The organism is Acinetobacter sp. UBA991 (assembly GCF_002292065.1).
Taxonomy (GTDB): domain Bacteria; phylum Pseudomonadota; class Gammaproteobacteria; order Pseudomonadales; family Moraxellaceae; genus Acinetobacter; species Acinetobacter higginsii.
On sequence record NZ_DBBF01000042.1, the window covers coordinates 142487 to 157746 of the forward strand.

The window sequence follows — 15260 nt, forward strand, 5'->3', positions numbered from 1 at the left end:
AAAAAAAGTGCAGGAATATTAGCATAGCGATGGTTTTGTTGAAAACTAGCATCGCTCATATTCAAACTTTAAAATCTTGATCAAGCGTCAAAGATTGATCAAATAGATTGGATTAATTAGCTAATTTTTACGTCTATGTCGTATTCCGCATAAAGCGCTTTGATCTTTTCCAGATCTTGTTGCAAATCGCTTGGGTAAATTTTACCTAAAATCCCGCCTTGTTTATTGCGTGCATTGGCATACATCAAAATAATTGGCACATTGGCAGCTTTGGCGATATGCCAAAAACCAGTGCGGATGGGTTTGCGTTCTTCACCATCTTTTGCACGTGTTGCTTCAGGCGCAATCACCAGATTAAAGCTGTCATTTTGATTAAACAGTTCAACCATTTGCGTCACGATATCTTTATTGGCTTTACGGTCGACAGGGATGCCACCTAAACGTTCTAAGATTGGTTTTAGAGGGCCTTTGAATAATTCTTTTTTGATTAAGGTATGAATTTTGAGTTCTAAAATTTCAAATAAAGCGAGGGAGAGGATGGTATCCAGATTCGATGTATGCTCAAAGCCAATAATGACTTGTTTTTTTTCTAAAATGCTTGGGTCTACGTTATATTCCCAACCTGTTGCTTTAAAAATAGATTTTCCTAAAAATTTTTTCATGTTTATCATCATAGGCTTTGAGTCGCAGCAGTGTAATACGAGTTTTCAGGAAAATACATATCCTAAAACACCAGATGAAAAAAATTGGATGTCTTATTAATGATCAAAATAGTGCAATATGATCTTTACTCAAGCTGGGAAGATCAGATAGAATCAGCGCAGTTTATGATTTTTAACATTATTTTCGTAATTTGATAAAATCATCTGCTTGTAACTTAAGTTAAATTTGACTAAGATCAGGCAGCATTAATCATACATAAAATATGATTTAAGTTTAGGGCCTATAGCTCAGTTGGTTAGAGCAGCGGACTCATAATCCGTTGGTCGACAGTTCAAGTCTGTCTGGGCCCACCATATAAAACAACCACTTACGTGTACTAATCGTAAGTGGTTTTTTTGTTTTTAGATTCTGGTAAGCAAATGGTAAGCAGCTTAAATCAACATTATTCTTAATTGGTTTTGTTGGATAAAGACTTTAAAGATAGAATTTCCTATAGTTACTCAAATTCAAGTGACGACTTGGGTATGGGGCGATCTAATTCTGGCATGGCTTAATCATAATTTAAGTCAATACTTTGAGATATGAAGTATATGATCGAATTTTAGATCAGTTTATTACAAGTTTCGTAAGCGTGGGCTGAACCCCACACCTATTTTTTAATTTTGGTCGGGTTGCCACCGGTGTGGCAGTAATTCTTCTATTTAGGTCACTTTATGTGTCGGTAACATAGGCATACAGATCCAAGCCATTCAGCTTTGCTGACTGGATTTAAGTCTTGATATTCGCCGCTCGTTGACCACTGCGCAGCGAGCCAACAAACAGCCAGTTCTTACTTCCCAAGGCCTAAGGGCGCATTTGGTTGTCGGGTAGTCAGACGCAGTTGCCTACGTCACCCCCCTAAGAACCGTGCATGCGAGTTTCCCAGCACACGGCTCAAGCCTCTTCTAAGGCGCCATTCGGCACCCGGTTATACCTCGTTGACATTGGCAAACTGAACACTCCTCGGACAATACAGATAGATGGTAAATCTCAAGATGAGCGACCGCATCCATCCTACCATGACTTAGCTTCACAATATGACGGCTGTGCCATGGTGTATCTTTGGTGACTGGTTTAAGACAGGCGCAGCAGGGATGACTTTGTTTTAGCCACACTCTATACAGCTTGGCTCGCCACTTTGGGGATCTGGTGATAGAATTTACCAAGGCAGTAAATGGGTTTTTTACACGGTAAAAATTGGCTGGCAGTGCCGCATTAAGAAATACATTTAAGAGAGCAATGTTGAATTAGCCGGGACAATTTCAGCTGGGATCTCACCTGCTTCAGGTGACGATGTTCAAGGTATTATTGCCAATACAGCATTTGGTGCAGGGGCAGGCAGCATGAGCACATGGAAAAAGGTTTACAAACGATAAAAGGGCAGGCTGCCATACCTGGGTGTTAATTGTGGGTGTCCGCTTTAGTTGGAATACAATATGATGTGGGAAGGAAAAAATTTATTAAGGTTAAGGGTGATTAGATCATTTGGATCAGTAGCAATTTTCGCATGCAATATTAAAGAATCAGAATTGGAAATGTAAATTTCTTTATTTTTAAATTTTTCTGATATAACAGATTTTTTGAACAACTCATATTCGGATACATATGAGTTCATTCGAATATCACTGATCCAATTTTTAGCTCTTAGCAGGCGCCAATTTATATTTGTGACGTCAGCTATAGTCAGGCCTCGATAAGATATTTTTCTAATTTTATCGAAAATTATGTCGAATAAAAATATGTGAGATCTATGCAAATAGCTAATATTTAATAAGAGAGTTTCTAAGTTTTTTTCAAGAGCTATAGCACAATAGTTACATAATTCATAGTTATTAATAATTAATCCCCATTGATATAGAAGATATATAGAATAGATAGCATCAAGATTTTCAAAAGAAATAATTTTTTCAAGTGTTGGATAACATATGGGTTGTGGACAACCTAATCCATCGGATATTACATAGCTGCGAATATCTGAAGATAAGTTATGCATGTCATTTATAATTTTATTTGATGTAAATTTTGTGTTTTCAATATCCCAAATAGGGTGTTGAATAATACAGGTTGCACCGGGTATATTTTTCTCAGTGCTTTCTTTCCATGATTTTTGAGGTGTAGATAAACCAAATTTATATTTTTTAAATAATTTATCTTCAGGTGAATGTTTAGAATTTGAATACATGAATTTATAAAACTTGTAATCATTTGTTATGTTTAAGTGCTTTAATTTTTTAGCTTCATTGAATAAATAGTCAAACCAAGTAATTGTTTTTGCATATTCCAAAATGCCACGAGCATTGCGTCCCATTTTTCCATTCCATACTAAAGTTGGGGTAAAGTTATTTAGTAATTATACCTCTTTTCTTTACCCCTTTAAACGTGCTTTTATAGTTTTAAAGCATTTTAAAGAGAGAAATATGGCACTAAAGCATAAACATAAGCCGATTACAGATGATCGGCTTTTATTGACCACTAGAGAGACAGCTAGGCTTTTAGGGTATGCAGAACAGACTTTACGTAAGTGGGCTTTATATGAAAATGGCCCAATTAATCCTATTAGACATGGACGTACTCTTCGTTGGAGTAAGGCGGAAGTCTACAAATTTGCTGGTGTCGAAGAAGAGGCCTAGAAAAATCGAGACAGTTTTTCTTGTTATTAATGCTTATTGCATTTGATATAAAAAAGACATGCAATAACAAGAAAAGCTAGCTCATCCAGAAAAAATTTATAATTGATTTTTTAAAAATATCATTAGCTTAAATTTGATTGAGATTTAGGTCCTAAGATTTCTCATGCTCAAAAAAAGCCTTTATGAAATTTTTAGAATGATGAATTTGGAGCTAATAATGTCCAAAAAACAAGCTAAACCAAAGAAGAGTTCTAAGCTATCTTGTGTGAAACAAGACAAATTAACTGAAAGTTCGCTAAGAAAATTCTCCGACATAATCGACCAGACAATAAAGCTTACTAATGTTGAGGTAGGTGATCAAAAAAATGCAAAAGATCGACTGAAAAATTCAATGATTACTCGCGTTAAGAAAGACTATTTGAGTCTTACACAACATACGTATCTTTTATCTATTGAAGCTAAAAGTCATGAAGATTGGTTTAAGAATCAAGCTAACTATATTTTTTGGTCAGAGCTATTTACTTATCTTCAAAGTCACAAAATAAAATGTGAATATAGAATTAACTTCTATAAGGAACTTTTTGATTATTTAACTAAATTAGAAGATGAAAATTTATTTTATTTAATTAATAAGGAAATCTTGAAGAGGGATAAATATCATATTCCTAAAATAATTTATAAAACAGATTTTGTAAATTATTTTAAATTACCTAGAAATATTTTTGAAAAATAGAAAGTTGATATTGTGGAATGCTGAAATGAATAATAAATTAGATTTAGAAGTTTTTAAATCAAGGTGTGCTTGTTTAGCTGAAATTTTATCTTCATATAGAGAAGGTTTGCTTCTATTAGAATCATGTGATTTAAAAGATTTTCATAATACTTATATGACTGATGAATTTATGAGGGAATTAAAAGTTTTATGTGAAGGTATATATTCATATTTAAACATAAATAAAGCTAAAACCCAATATAAAAGTATTTTAGGGTCATCAAGTATCTGCATTTTATATAAAAATGTTAAAGATTCGGATGTTATAAATAAAGAAAAACAACTTTCGATTAACCAAAATATTTTAAAAATTTTTAATGTTGTAAATTTTTTAATTGTGTTGATGTCCAATATGGAGAATTCTCAAAATAAAATTGAAAGGCTAAACTATAATTTCTATCTAATTTTAAAAATGATGGGAAAAAGTTTTAAGGATTTTGTTTTCGAAGTATTGCCGATAGTTTCTCAATATTTTAATCATCTTATTGAGTTCGATCATACAGCTAAGACCATTAAAGAGTTCAATACGTATGCAAAAGCCCAAAATGTAGATGTCACAGAATTCTGTAAGGGCCTTGATGTTAATGTTTCAGAAAATATAATCAAAGCTCTAACAAGGTATTTAGACGAGTACAGAATTGCAGTTGAGGATATCTTTTATCACAACAATGTAAGAATTAAAAAGACGGATGAGATTGAGAATATAGACGATTTGGACGTTGATCCGCAGACATATCATAATCCGCCTTTGGTCACCGAGAGCCAGTTTGATTACTCAGATGACAAAGATAACATTGATGATGAAGTCGATGAAGATAAGACTTCTAAGCAGTATGATTATAATCTAAATGAAGATACGCGTAGACTAGCACCATTTGTCTCAAATCAAAGATTGAATCGTCATATAGATAGAACTCAGCAACCAACGGTGAGTAATATTTACTATTTGGACATACCCTTATTAAAAATTGTAAACCAGATTTTACTTGACCAACTTCATGAAAACAAAGATATCATGGAATCTGCAAAAGCAGCTTGTTGCTTGATGTCAATCTTTACCGGGCAGAGTGCCGTTATATTTCAAGATATCGACCAATTGCTAAAAACTAAGCAATTAAAACGTAGCTCCAATCGTGCCTATTATTTGTGGATCGTTGATGCAAATTTAAATAAAAATTTGAAAGGTCAAATTGCTAAAAAAGACAATAAATATAACGAGCATACAACTTGGGCATTTCAAATTCCTGCTATGTGGATTGATAGAATTAGAGAGGCTAACCTTTCCAATCTAACGAATACAGATTTCGAAAAATCTTTATCAGAATGGTTTTATCATCGTCGTATAGGCCCGATATCAGTTACTTCAATTGCTTTACAACTTTCCTTTCATTTGAACCGTATATGTAAAGATGATCTTACGAAAAATTTCTTAATCGGTAGACAGGTTTCACATCAACCTGATCTAGCGTATGGGGGATTTTCTTATAAACAGTTAAATGAGGTATATGAGAAGTATATATATCTATGGTTTCAAAATAAAAACGAGGTAAATGTTTTAGATCGTCCGCAATTTATTCAAGTAGAAGAGCAAGCCCGCGTAGGAAGTCAGCGTGTATGGTCATTTGATAAAGCGAAAAAATTCTTAAATACATTAAACTTGAAAGTTGTCCAAGTTTTAAAAGAAGAACAAGACATTGCTGAAAAATTTAATGCTTTCAGTGTTTGGATTTGGTTTTGTTGTCTATTGTCTTCAGGTGCACGTCCTGCTATAGGTGCATCTAGTATCAGAGAAAATTTTGATTTTATTACTAATATTGCATATATCCATGATAAGAGCAGTAGATCTCGTCCACATGGTCGTTATTCACCTCTGATCGAATTCGTTGTTAATGAGTTACAGCATTATGATGAATTTATCAAAAACATTAATGCCTTAGAGCTAGCTAATACAGCAGATCATATCTATTACCTTTCTTATTGGAAGAAAGGTTCAGAATTCATGAGCTTCACATTGGAGCCACTTACACAAAAGCATATAGCATCTTATTTATCAGAAAACTTTCCTGAAATTGATGAGTTATATCCCAATTGGACGCGCCATTTTGTAAGGAATTTTCTGGAATTGCCTGATGCGATTTTTAAGAGTTGGTATGCGCACGATCAACAAAATGAGATCGGATTTTCAAAATATTCATCTTTACAGCCCTACACCTACATGATTGAAATTCAAGATGCAGTAAATCAGCTGTTTAAAAGACTGGGATTAAAATCAGTGGTGAGCCAATCATGAAAGATGAAGAGTTACAAAAAATTCGAACTAAGCTAGAGTCTTCGACGAATGTTTTATTTGAAAAAATCTCAGAATTTCTTATCCATGAGATCACGGAATCTTGTGAAAAAAAGAAACTTGATGATCTTATTCAAAACGAAATGTATTCGAATCGAGCTAAAGTAGAGAAATACTTTCGCAATAGGAAAATCTCAAAAAAAGATTTGGAAGAATTAAGGGGATATTGGTCTGAATTATGTGTGAAAAAAAAGCAAGAAATAGAGTCACAAATACCGTGGTTAAAGGATCAATATGAAATTAAGCTTATTCAAAGAGCATATTCAGCTCCAAATATTAAAGATATTGAATCAACGCAAATTAAGTTGCTTAGAGGGCAAAGGTTACATGAGTTTAAGCTCAAGTTGCATTTCTTTTGGGAGACTGAATTACCGAAAAGGCTTAAAACTGATGTTTTTAATGCTGATTTTACGGATGAGCAAAAGGAATTACTTCTTCGACAATTTTTAATAGCACTAGTTATTGATTGTGGGTGTAGTTATAAAGAGGACTTAATGGCGATTCTAAGGTCACTCAGAGCATATTTTTCAAATGATCAGTTAAAACCATCAGAATTGTTGAGTGGACTTGTATCCCTATATCGTAAAGGTTCATCAAAAACGGGTTACTTATATAATTATCCAGTAGAAAATGAGAAATATGCGAATTTAGTCTATCTCGATAAACCATACCAAATTAAACAAATTTATCTCACAGCTATTAGTTTGTTAATGATGGTGAGACTTATCAATATTATTGAATTTGAAACTCAGGCTGAAAGGAATCAGGGAGAAAAAAGGCTAATTCAGCTTATTGAATCTATCGATGCTCAAAATGATGAAGGCTTTGATCAATATATTGATTTGGCTATATTGGATGTCGATCAGAATAGTGTTTTACGAGATTATTTTGCAAAGGAAAAATATCAATTATTTGAGCATGTCGATTACGTGCAGTATTTTAGTCAAAAGAATACGCTTGACGGTTTTACAACAGCATTATCTACGGGGACGTTAGACAGCGCTGCACTATCAATGTCAACCTTAAAAATGCTTGAGACGCTTGATGCATTTAAAGACAAGAAATCTTTAAAAAAGAAATTGATTACTTCCGAAAATGCATTTGATGATCCAAACGGGAGTTTTCGAAAGCCTAAGTCTGAAAATATCCAAAAACTGAGTACGCAATATCATTGTGCCGCTGAAATTAAAAAAGGATTGATAGGGCAATTTAAAGATAAAGAAAAACCCGAGACCATTAGGCAATTCTCTGAAGATATTAAGTCGCTTAAAGAAAGCTATAGTAATCATAAATATAGCTTAGCTAAAGACATTGCATTTGTGAGTGTTCAGATTGCGTTGATGACATGGTATCGGGAGTATCTTGTAGGCGGTCAATCTTCAAATTTTTCTAAAGTAAAAGATGGGATTGCTCTGAGCTCCTTGGATACTTATAAATCCTCTTTCGCTGAAGATCTTTTTATGTATGTTGTTATTCATGACCTTGATATCTTTAAGATGGATGAAGAACAATTTGAGGGGGCGTATGAATATATTTTAAGCGAAAAATTGATTGCTGATAAGCGTCGAAAAAATAAAGCATTTAAAAATAATATTAGGGAAGTGAAATATGATAGCTATGGTAAAGCTGTAGAAAATTTAAAAAAATTTCATAACAGTTTAATTCGTAATTTTGGTGCTCCCCGAGTAGGTTTTTTAGATCAGTTGAAGTCCTTTGGTCTTCAGATGTGTAGAGCATCATATGTTACCCCAGTGATGTGGGCGCATTTTAATAATTTGATTGGTCGCCAAGCTGATCTGAGTAAAGAACAAAAAAATATATTCAAAACAATTTGTATGCTTGCTTACCGCACAGGTTTAAGAGTTGGTGAAATTCTTGGGCTAAGGTTAAGAGACTTAGCCATGATTGAACTTGATGTTAAAACAATTGGCTATGAACGATATTATTATTTAACAGCAAGTAATCCTCAATTTATCAAAAGCTTTATTCATAATAACTATCATCGTCAGGTTAAAACGAAGAATGCAAAACGAGGAATACGCCTTGATGAATTGCTAACTGAATGTGAATTGAATGAATTTATTGGCCTAATCAAAAAGCATCTTAATGTAAAAGTTGGTCAAAAATGGTTAGGGGGAGAAGACTGTTTTATCTTCCAAGATGAATTTGGTCAAATTTTTTCATCTCGTTTTATTAGTGCTAAGACAAAGGAAATTTTTGATACTTTATTCAATAACGAACCACATGATTATTCCTTTCATAGCTTTAGGCATACTGCGACAAACAATTTAGCTTTAATTTTGAAAGGAAGTGAAGCGTTAATCAGAAGTTGGATTGGCTACTCACCTGATCAGATTGCCAAAATTAAAAATTATTTATTGGGTGATACAGACAGTATTGCTGGACGTCAGGATGTTTGGAAGATTTTGGCACATTTTATTGGCCATTCATCTATTGAAATGACAGCCAACTATTACCTGCATTTTGGTTCAATGTTAGTCGGGGATGCATTATGTCCAGATGAAAGTAAAATATCAGCAAATATTGTAAGAGCTTTACTCTCTTGCAGAGTATTCAAGAAACAATTGAATACGTCGCAAATGAAAGAGAAGCTTGAATTAAAAGAAATCTTAGAGAAGATAGCTCCCAATTCAAAGATTATTCAAGACGTAATATTTCCTGATCGGTGGCATACTCAGATATTAAAACGAGAAGATGTAGAGCAAACAGATCATGTAACCGAAAGGCTCAAACTGACATCAGAATTGAATGATATTATAGATGTACTTTCAGGAAAAAATGAAAATCTGAAGTTGAAAGAAATTGGGAGAGACTTGGCCTCAAACCTGTATAAAAATAGACACTCTCAACACAAAAAAGATATTTCTAAAAGTAATCCTTTAGACATGCTGTTAAAGCATATCAATAGAAATAAGTCTGGAAATGTATTTAGCGAAGCTGATTTTAAAATTTTCACAGCTTTACTGGATAGCAACTTTATGTTGGATTATTTTGAGCGCCGTATTCGTCTTATAGATGCTCGTATGGAGGTGTATATCCAAAGCGAAGTAGAGTATCAGGAGTTTGATAAATTTTGTCGTGAGCTTAAAGCCATAGATAAGCAGTTTTTTCAAGGAACAATTAAAATACCCAAAAGGTCATGGAAGGAAATTGCGGCAGAACTTGGAGCGGCTAAAAGTAAGAAGGGGGTAAGCTTAAAAATTAGTAATGGGAACTATAAAGAGAGTACCTGTCAAAAAATCTTGAGTGATTTATTTTTAGCAGTTATTTATCACCGTTGGAAGTTAGCTCAAATCAATGACTAATCACAGCGTTAAATAATTTAACAGGTTTAAGAATGCGATTTCAAAAAATAGAGGTGGACTAAATGAAGCATACGCATATAGATGTAGATCATTGTATTCAAGACGCTTTACAAGGAAATATCGTTTATTTAGACGATAATTTATATTTAGTAAGTGCTGAAACAGCCTTACAGCAAGTTCTTATACCTGAGCATGTTTGAGTTCGCCCACCATACTGGATCCTTGGATATGAGTTGCCTAGACCAATCCAAAATAAAGAGGCATTAGATTCAGCATTTGGATGGAATAACTTTTTTGCTGAATTTGCTAGCAATGCTGATGAATTTAAAGAGTTTAACCCTAGGGGCGAGTAATGAAACTTTATAGTGTCAGCCCTTATAGTTTTTAAATTCATCTTCATGAGTACATGATAACTTCAGTATTGACTGAATATTAAAGGATTATTTGTGAGTCGAAGTGTAAAGAGGCAACTCAGTTTCTTTTTAATCGTACTTTGCGGAGTAATTGCCTATAATTATGTGGCTACTCGTCAAATAGAACATACGGTGGTGAATTCTAGCGTTCAAGAGCGAGAGCGAGCATTTATACAAAAACGCGCTGAATACATAAAAAATCACGGCGAGACCAGTATAGCTGAGCAAGAAATTAATAAAGAATTGGCACTCAGAAGAGGGCATTCTTTAATTAATAGTTCGTCTTCGTACCAGAGTGCTGAAGAGCAAGATCTTGAAAAATTTGTAAAGTGAGATAGATATTGTGGTAGATCGGGTTGTTTCTAAAGATAATGCGAAAAAAGCCGATGAATCCTCAGTAAAAAATCAAAAAGATGAAATAATAAAGGATGATTATATCCAGACTATACTAAACGGAGCTAACCAACTTCCTACGAAAATCGTCAGAACTGATCAAGATAAGCTGGAGTTTTTAGAGGATTGATTTTAAAACATTGTGTGAATTTTATTTGATCGTTGTGATTTTAATGAGGGATTGCCGGATAGCTAGATCATTACCCAATTTTAATTCATGTCGTAGTTTGTTAATCTTAATTTCAGATAAAAATCAAGGAGACAATTAATGTCGAGAAAAGTAATAATGACTACAAATGAAAGACGTCTTCAAGCATTAAATCAAATGCGTGCTAGCTACCGTGGTGTACAGCTTTTAAGGCAAAATAGAACTAGATTTATGCAGCATAGTACTACTGTTCAATCTGGCTTATTTTCCACAAGCGACAGTAGGTATCCTGCATGTGATGAACTATCAATGGAAACGGATGATAGTGATGTGTTGAAAGAAACTGCTGAAGCTATGTACGCATCTACAGGTGATACAATTTGGTTAAGGTTTTAAATATAAAATTCAAGCGCTTTATATCGTTTCAATGAGCAGAGTTCAAAATTGCTTGAGTACGTCGTCAATTGATATTTCCTCTTCTACATAGAAAATACCATTTTGATCTGCTTTCATTTTTTTAATAGTCATACCTTCAAGCTTGGCAATCTCGATTAAATCTTCAAGTATTTGATCTGCAATTTTATTTTTCCAATCATTTTCTGGGTCTAAAGGAATCGACATGAGTTTCTCCTAGTTCATGGTGTAGAAGCTAAATCAACAGTACTATAGGATGTATAATATTAGAGTTAGTTTAAATTGCTTCAATACGAGTATGACTACTTAAACTTCGATGATCAAATTTTCTCTAAACCCATTTTTACCTTGCTCTGGCGGATAACCCAAAGGATTGATCACTAATCTACATCCATCGACTACAGTATCCACTGATGTATGCGTATGTCCTGCAATCCATAACTTAAAGCCTTTTACATCTAGGTCATTAATAAAATAGGGATTGAGGGCTGATGCAACAGGATGCGTACCCCAATATGGATCAAGACAGGCTAAATGAGGTGGAAAATGCGTAATAACGATCACATGATCTTGCCCTCTAAACTGCAAAATATTTTGATGATATTTTTTAAATAGTTTTATGTAGTCATCGGCGGTTATAGGTCTATTTTCATTGCTAATCATGATTTGATCAAAATCATAAATCGATTGTTCAGCATCTTTTTGGGACTGTAAAAGTACCTCAGGAGCTGTAAGTGGAGAATTGGAGCGGAAGTTCGTAAATAATGTGCCACCTACAAATATTTTATCTTGTATTTTGATATGGTTATCATCAAGTAGTGTATTTTCAGGGTAATTTTCTTTCAAAAAATCTACGACTGAACTGTAGTTAGAGCTGTAGTAATCATGATTGCCCAAAACAAAGATAAATTTTTTATTCAGCGTTTTACATTTTTCGGCAAACTCAATTGCACCACTTAAACGATTAGAAAAATCCCCAGCGTGGATAATGACGTCAGCTTCATCTGATAATGAATATTTCGAATTGTGAGTATCCGATAAAATTTGCAGTTTCAATCTACTTCCTTTATTAAATCACGCTGCTTAAATATATAGAGTTTCATTGCGATCAGTTTACAGCAACTAGATATTGTAGAAATTATAAGATACTTATCTGTATTCTTAAGCCTCTAAAAATATAGGTAATTATTTTTGAATCAATTGATTAAATATTAATCATAAAATTTGACCAATTGAATTTATGCACATAAGATAAAGATGTTACAGCAAATTCTGTGACCAGGCGTGGAAACCTGTTACTCAACGAACTAGAGAGTCGCTTTTAGTGGCTCTTTTGTGTCTACATGGCTCTTTTATGGTAAGCCAGGTAGGGCAGTCTTTGACTGGCCGTTTCGTTGAGCGGTATTTCCACACCCTATTTGGTTTGCCTCCATCTCGTGGAAAGGATGTTGGCAAACGACAATCTATCAACGAGGTTTAAAATGCGTCTTTATACTATTTCTATCTGTTTTTTCTCTAGCAAAAAGATACTTCTGAATTAATGAATATTTAATTCATTAATCACTAACTTTAATTTTAATTACTTCTAATTTCGTAATTTTACGAGATATAGAGAAGTATTGCCTAGAGAAAATAAAATGGCCCGTACTAAGCTTTTAACCAATATTATTCAAAGAAAAATGATGGTGCCTGACGAAATGTCGCACTCAAATCTGCACCATAACTTTGAAATATCACTTTATGACTTCGCCAACCATGAGATTCTAGAAAAACTATATAAAGCAGACAATCAACGCTCCACAGAGTGTTGGAGCCCTGCTGAAATTCAGGAGTTTATTCTAAACTGTTTGAATGATCGTAATGTCAATTTATGCGTTCGCTATTGGAAAGATGCTGCTGGTAATATTTATATCATCGATGGTGGGCACAGGATTTCAATTATCTATGCTTGGATCAAAAGATACTTTATTGATGAGCAAGTAATAGGAGCCCCAAAATTCACGGCACCACAAAAACGAGATATTCGTCAGATTCGTAATCGATTAGGTGGATTAGCTGATTTTCAAGAGTTATGTAGCGATTCTGAGTTTCAGCAAAAATTAAAATCAACCAAAATTAATTTTATTGAAGTCATTGGGACACCTGAGGAAGCTCGAAAAGCCTTTTGTTCAATCAATTCGGATACGAAACGATTAGATCCAGATGAAGAATATCATTTACAGAATAGGGGGAGTGATGCTTTTTATGTGATTTATGCGTGTTGTTATATAAACGATAATAAATCCAACTTGGCTGAACTGAATTACGAGCGGATAAATGAAGTGATCACTTTGGGTGAGCAAATTCATGATCATCTTTTTAAGATAATACTTTTAGAGCCGGATTTAACACACGGTAAAAAAATCGGCTTGGTCAATGAACTCTTGAATATCATGTTTGGTGATACTAGTCAGAATACTGTGAATATAGACCAAGGTCAGCGTGTAGAAAATTTAATGCTAAAACTTAGAGTTGTGCTGTGTCGTATCGCTACACCACCAATTAGTATTCGGATTCCAAGTTTGGGCTTACACCCAAAACTATATTTTTATAAAGATAATCGTTTTCAAGTGACATCCTTTTTGGCCTGGTTCTCTATCGTCTGTGAAATTGAACAAGACTGTTTTGAAATACAGAATAAAAAGATAGATTTTATTGGATTTACTCGAGCACGCCGTGGTGTTGAAAGTTTAATTGAAAAAATTCCTGTGGCGATCAAAGAAACTGTCGGTAAGTTTGGTAGCGGCATCAGATCACATGAGCGATTGAAGAACGTGTATCAAGCCTTTATCTGCATTGGACTCAATATGGATTTAGATTTTGAAGATGAAGTTTGTTTGAACACCGTCATTCTTTCGATGAGTCAATCATTTGATTATATTAATTTTAATGATTTTTACCTTGACCGTTTTGGTGGTGATTATGATGAGAGCATTGTGGATGATGTTGTGAGCTTTGTGAAATCAGTAAGACTAACAAAGAAGAAAAAACCTTTAAATTTTTCACTCGCGACCAAAAGAAATCTTTATCAACGTGAGGAAAGGAAAACATGGAGCTATTGCGAAGTATGTGATAGCGCTCTATACCTTGAATCGACTGAAGTAGATCATCGTGAATCAAAAGCAGAAGGTGGTTACGGTGTTTTAGAAAATGGAGCAATTATTCACCCGATATGTAATCGTTTTAAGTCAGATCGTGCTTTGGAAGAAGTAAGAGCAGATTTATTTGACTAAAAAGATAAGGGAGCAAATGCTCCCTTATCTTTTTGTTTTTTAGTAGACTAGGGTCAGTGTTTAGCCTAAGCAACCAATATGAAAACAATAGACTATTACAACCAATACGCAGATCAATTTTTACAAGCCACGTTGTATGTGGATATGGAAAGCCTATACCAACCATTTTTAGCTGAGTTGCCAGATTCTGCACGCATCCTGGATTTAGGCTGTGGCTCAGGGCGTGACACTTTGGCTTTTAAAAATAGAGGCTATCAAGTGGATGCGACGGACTATTCTGAAGTATTGGTCGAACGAGCGACCCAATTGACAGGAGTACCTGTTAAGCAGCAAAGTTTTTATGAGCTTGATATGCACGATGTTTATGATGGGGTATGGGCATGTGCCTCTTTACTACATTGTGCTCGTAACAGTCTCCCTGATGTTTTAAAACGTATTCATGCTGCGTTACGCCGTGGCGGTGTTTGTTATATGTCTTTTAAATATGGAACAGCAGATAGAGTAAAAGGCGGTAGGGCGTTTACTGACTTAAATGAAGAGCAGGCTCATGAATTGTTAGATCAGTTGAATGGAGTTAGGTTGTTAAAACAGTGGATTACAGTAGATCAGCGACATGATCGTGATGAACAGTGGCTGAATGTACTTTGGAAAAAACATGCCTGATTTTATTCTTATAGCTCAAAAAAATTGAAATTCCTAAAAAATATCCAACTGGTTCTATAGTCGGAGAGTTTTAGTAGTCATTATAAATTTGCACTATTCATTATTCTCAAACGATTAGCTATTGAAAAATGGCAGGACACAAGGATTACATAACTGATTGGGTGTGGCATTCGAATCATG

Annotated in this window: 14 protein-coding genes, 1 tRNA gene and 2 pseudogenes; 12 read left to right on the plus strand and 5 right to left on the minus strand. The window is 34.2% G+C overall.

Annotated features, from left to right (window positions below):
- Window positions 1-116: 116 nt before the first annotated feature.
- Window positions 117-662, minus strand: a complete 546-nt coding sequence (locus B2727_RS17985) for a 1-acyl-sn-glycerol-3-phosphate acyltransferase (RefSeq protein ID WP_374755507.1) — start codon at window positions 660-662, stop codon at window positions 117-119.
- Window positions 663-939: 277 nt separating this feature from the next.
- Here B2727_RS17985 and B2727_RS17990 point away from each other — a divergent pair.
- Window positions 940-1016 (plus strand) — tRNA-Ile (locus B2727_RS17990).
- Between the two features lie 348 nt (window positions 1017-1364).
- Here the strand turns inward: B2727_RS17990 and B2727_RS17995 are convergent.
- A pseudogene (locus tag B2727_RS17995) lies at window positions 1365-1527 on the minus strand (IS66 family transposase); the annotation flags it as partial.
- 595 nt (window positions 1528-2122) lie between these two features.
- Window positions 2123-3010 (minus strand): hypothetical protein, encoded by an 888-nt coding sequence (locus B2727_RS18000; RefSeq protein ID WP_016167544.1) that lies wholly within the window; start codon window positions 3008-3010, stop codon window positions 2123-2125.
- A gap of 109 nt (window positions 3011-3119) precedes the next feature.
- On the opposite strand from B2727_RS18000, the gene B2727_RS20000 reads away from it, so the two are divergent.
- The 8 genes from B2727_RS20000 to B2727_RS18040 all read left to right on the plus strand — a co-directional run bounded on the left by B2727_RS20000 (window position 3120) and on the right by B2727_RS18040 (window position 11127).
- Window positions 3120-3332: a helix-turn-helix domain-containing protein gene (locus B2727_RS20000; protein ID WP_171526933.1), complete on the plus strand. Its 213-nt coding sequence runs from the start codon at window positions 3120-3122 to the stop codon at window positions 3330-3332.
- Window positions 3333-3549: 217 nt separating this feature from the next.
- The gene (locus B2727_RS18010) at window positions 3550-4065 is read left to right on the plus strand and encodes a hypothetical protein (protein ID WP_174660020.1); all 516 of its coding nucleotides are present in this window, start codon (window positions 3550-3552) and stop codon (window positions 4063-4065) included.
- Window positions 4066-4090: 25 nt separating this feature from the next.
- Window positions 4091-6394 carry a hypothetical protein gene (locus tag B2727_RS18015; RefSeq protein ID WP_241345486.1) on the plus strand — a complete coding sequence of 768 codons (2304 nt, stop codon included), beginning with the start codon at window positions 4091-4093 and terminating at the stop codon, window positions 6392-6394.
- A complete protein-coding gene (locus B2727_RS18020) occupies window positions 6391-9777 on the plus strand; it encodes an integrase (RefSeq protein ID WP_241345485.1) in 3387 nt (1128 codons plus the stop codon). Before B2727_RS18015 ends, B2727_RS18020 begins: the two co-directional genes overlap by 4 nt.
- A 62-nt stretch (window positions 9778-9839) precedes the next feature.
- A complete protein-coding gene (locus B2727_RS18025; RefSeq protein WP_241345484.1) occupies window positions 9840-9977 on the plus strand; it encodes a hypothetical protein in 138 nt (45 codons plus the stop codon).
- A 246-nt stretch (window positions 9978-10223) separates the two neighbouring features.
- Window positions 10224-10523, plus strand: coding sequence for a hypothetical protein (locus tag B2727_RS18030; protein ID WP_241345483.1), 300 nt, complete (start codon window positions 10224-10226; stop codon window positions 10521-10523).
- A 10-nt stretch (window positions 10524-10533) separates the two neighbouring features.
- Entirely contained in the window at window positions 10534-10713 is a 180-nt protein-coding gene (locus B2727_RS18035; RefSeq protein WP_168384534.1) for a hypothetical protein, read from the plus strand.
- A 138-nt stretch (window positions 10714-10851) separates the two neighbouring features.
- Window positions 10852-11127: a hypothetical protein gene (locus B2727_RS18040; protein WP_241345482.1), complete on the plus strand. Its 276-nt coding sequence runs from the start codon at window positions 10852-10854 to the stop codon at window positions 11125-11127.
- A 42-nt stretch (window positions 11128-11169) separates the two neighbouring features.
- On the opposite strand, the gene B2727_RS18045 is transcribed toward B2727_RS18040, so the two are convergent.
- Together B2727_RS18045 and B2727_RS18050 are read right to left on the minus strand one after the other, a co-directional pair.
- On the minus strand, window positions 11170-11352 hold the full coding sequence (locus tag B2727_RS18045) for a hypothetical protein (RefSeq protein ID WP_241345481.1): 183 nt from the start codon (window positions 11350-11352) through the stop codon (window positions 11170-11172).
- A gap of 99 nt (window positions 11353-11451) precedes the next feature.
- Entirely contained in the window at window positions 11452-12201 is a 750-nt protein-coding gene (locus B2727_RS18050) for a metallophosphoesterase family protein (protein WP_241345480.1), read from the minus strand.
- A 581-nt stretch (window positions 12202-12782) separates the two neighbouring features.
- Here B2727_RS18050 and B2727_RS18055 point away from each other — a divergent pair.
- The 3 genes and pseudogenes from B2727_RS18055 to B2727_RS20045 form a co-directional block, all read left to right on the plus strand.
- Entirely contained in the window at window positions 12783-14417 is a 1635-nt protein-coding gene (locus B2727_RS18055; RefSeq protein ID WP_241345479.1) for an HNH endonuclease, read from the plus strand.
- A 78-nt stretch (window positions 14418-14495) separates the two neighbouring features.
- Complete coding sequence (locus B2727_RS18060; RefSeq protein ID WP_241345478.1) at window positions 14496-15080, plus strand: class I SAM-dependent DNA methyltransferase; 585 nt, start codon at window positions 14496-14498, stop codon at window positions 15078-15080.
- Window positions 15073-15221 (plus strand): annotated as a pseudogene (locus B2727_RS20045) (HNH endonuclease); the annotation flags it as partial. The gene B2727_RS18060 and the pseudogene B2727_RS20045, both read left to right, overlap by 8 nt.
- Between the last annotated feature and the right edge of the window lie 39 nt (window positions 15222-15260).

Coding starts and splice junctions, on each gene's coding strand:
- B2727_RS17985 (WP_374755507.1), bottom strand. CDS start 662: ATGAAAAAATTTTTAGGAAAATCTATTTTTAAAGCAACAGGTTGGGAA.
- B2727_RS18000 (WP_016167544.1), bottom strand. CDS start 3,010: ATGGGACGCAATGCTCGTGGCATTTTGGAATATGCAAAAACAATTACT.
- B2727_RS20000 (WP_171526933.1), top strand. CDS start 3,120: ATGGCACTAAAGCATAAACATAAGCCGATTACAGATGATCGGCTTTTA.
- B2727_RS18010 (WP_174660020.1), top strand. CDS start 3,550: ATGTCCAAAAAACAAGCTAAACCAAAGAAGAGTTCTAAGCTATCTTGT.
- B2727_RS18015 (WP_241345486.1), top strand. CDS start 4,091: ATGAATAATAAATTAGATTTAGAAGTTTTTAAATCAAGGTGTGCTTGT.
- B2727_RS18020 (WP_241345485.1), top strand. CDS start 6,391: ATGAAAGATGAAGAGTTACAAAAAATTCGAACTAAGCTAGAGTCTTCG.
- B2727_RS18025 (WP_241345484.1), top strand. CDS start 9,840: ATGAAGCATACGCATATAGATGTAGATCATTGTATTCAAGACGCTTTA.
- B2727_RS18040 (WP_241345482.1), top strand. CDS start 10,852: ATGTCGAGAAAAGTAATAATGACTACAAATGAAAGACGTCTTCAAGCA.
- B2727_RS18045 (WP_241345481.1), bottom strand. CDS start 11,352: ATGTCGATTCCTTTAGACCCAGAAAATGATTGGAAAAATAAAATTGCA.
- B2727_RS18055 (WP_241345479.1), top strand. CDS start 12,783: ATGGCCCGTACTAAGCTTTTAACCAATATTATTCAAAGAAAAATGATG.
- B2727_RS18060 (WP_241345478.1), top strand. CDS start 14,496: ATGAAAACAATAGACTATTACAACCAATACGCAGATCAATTTTTACAA.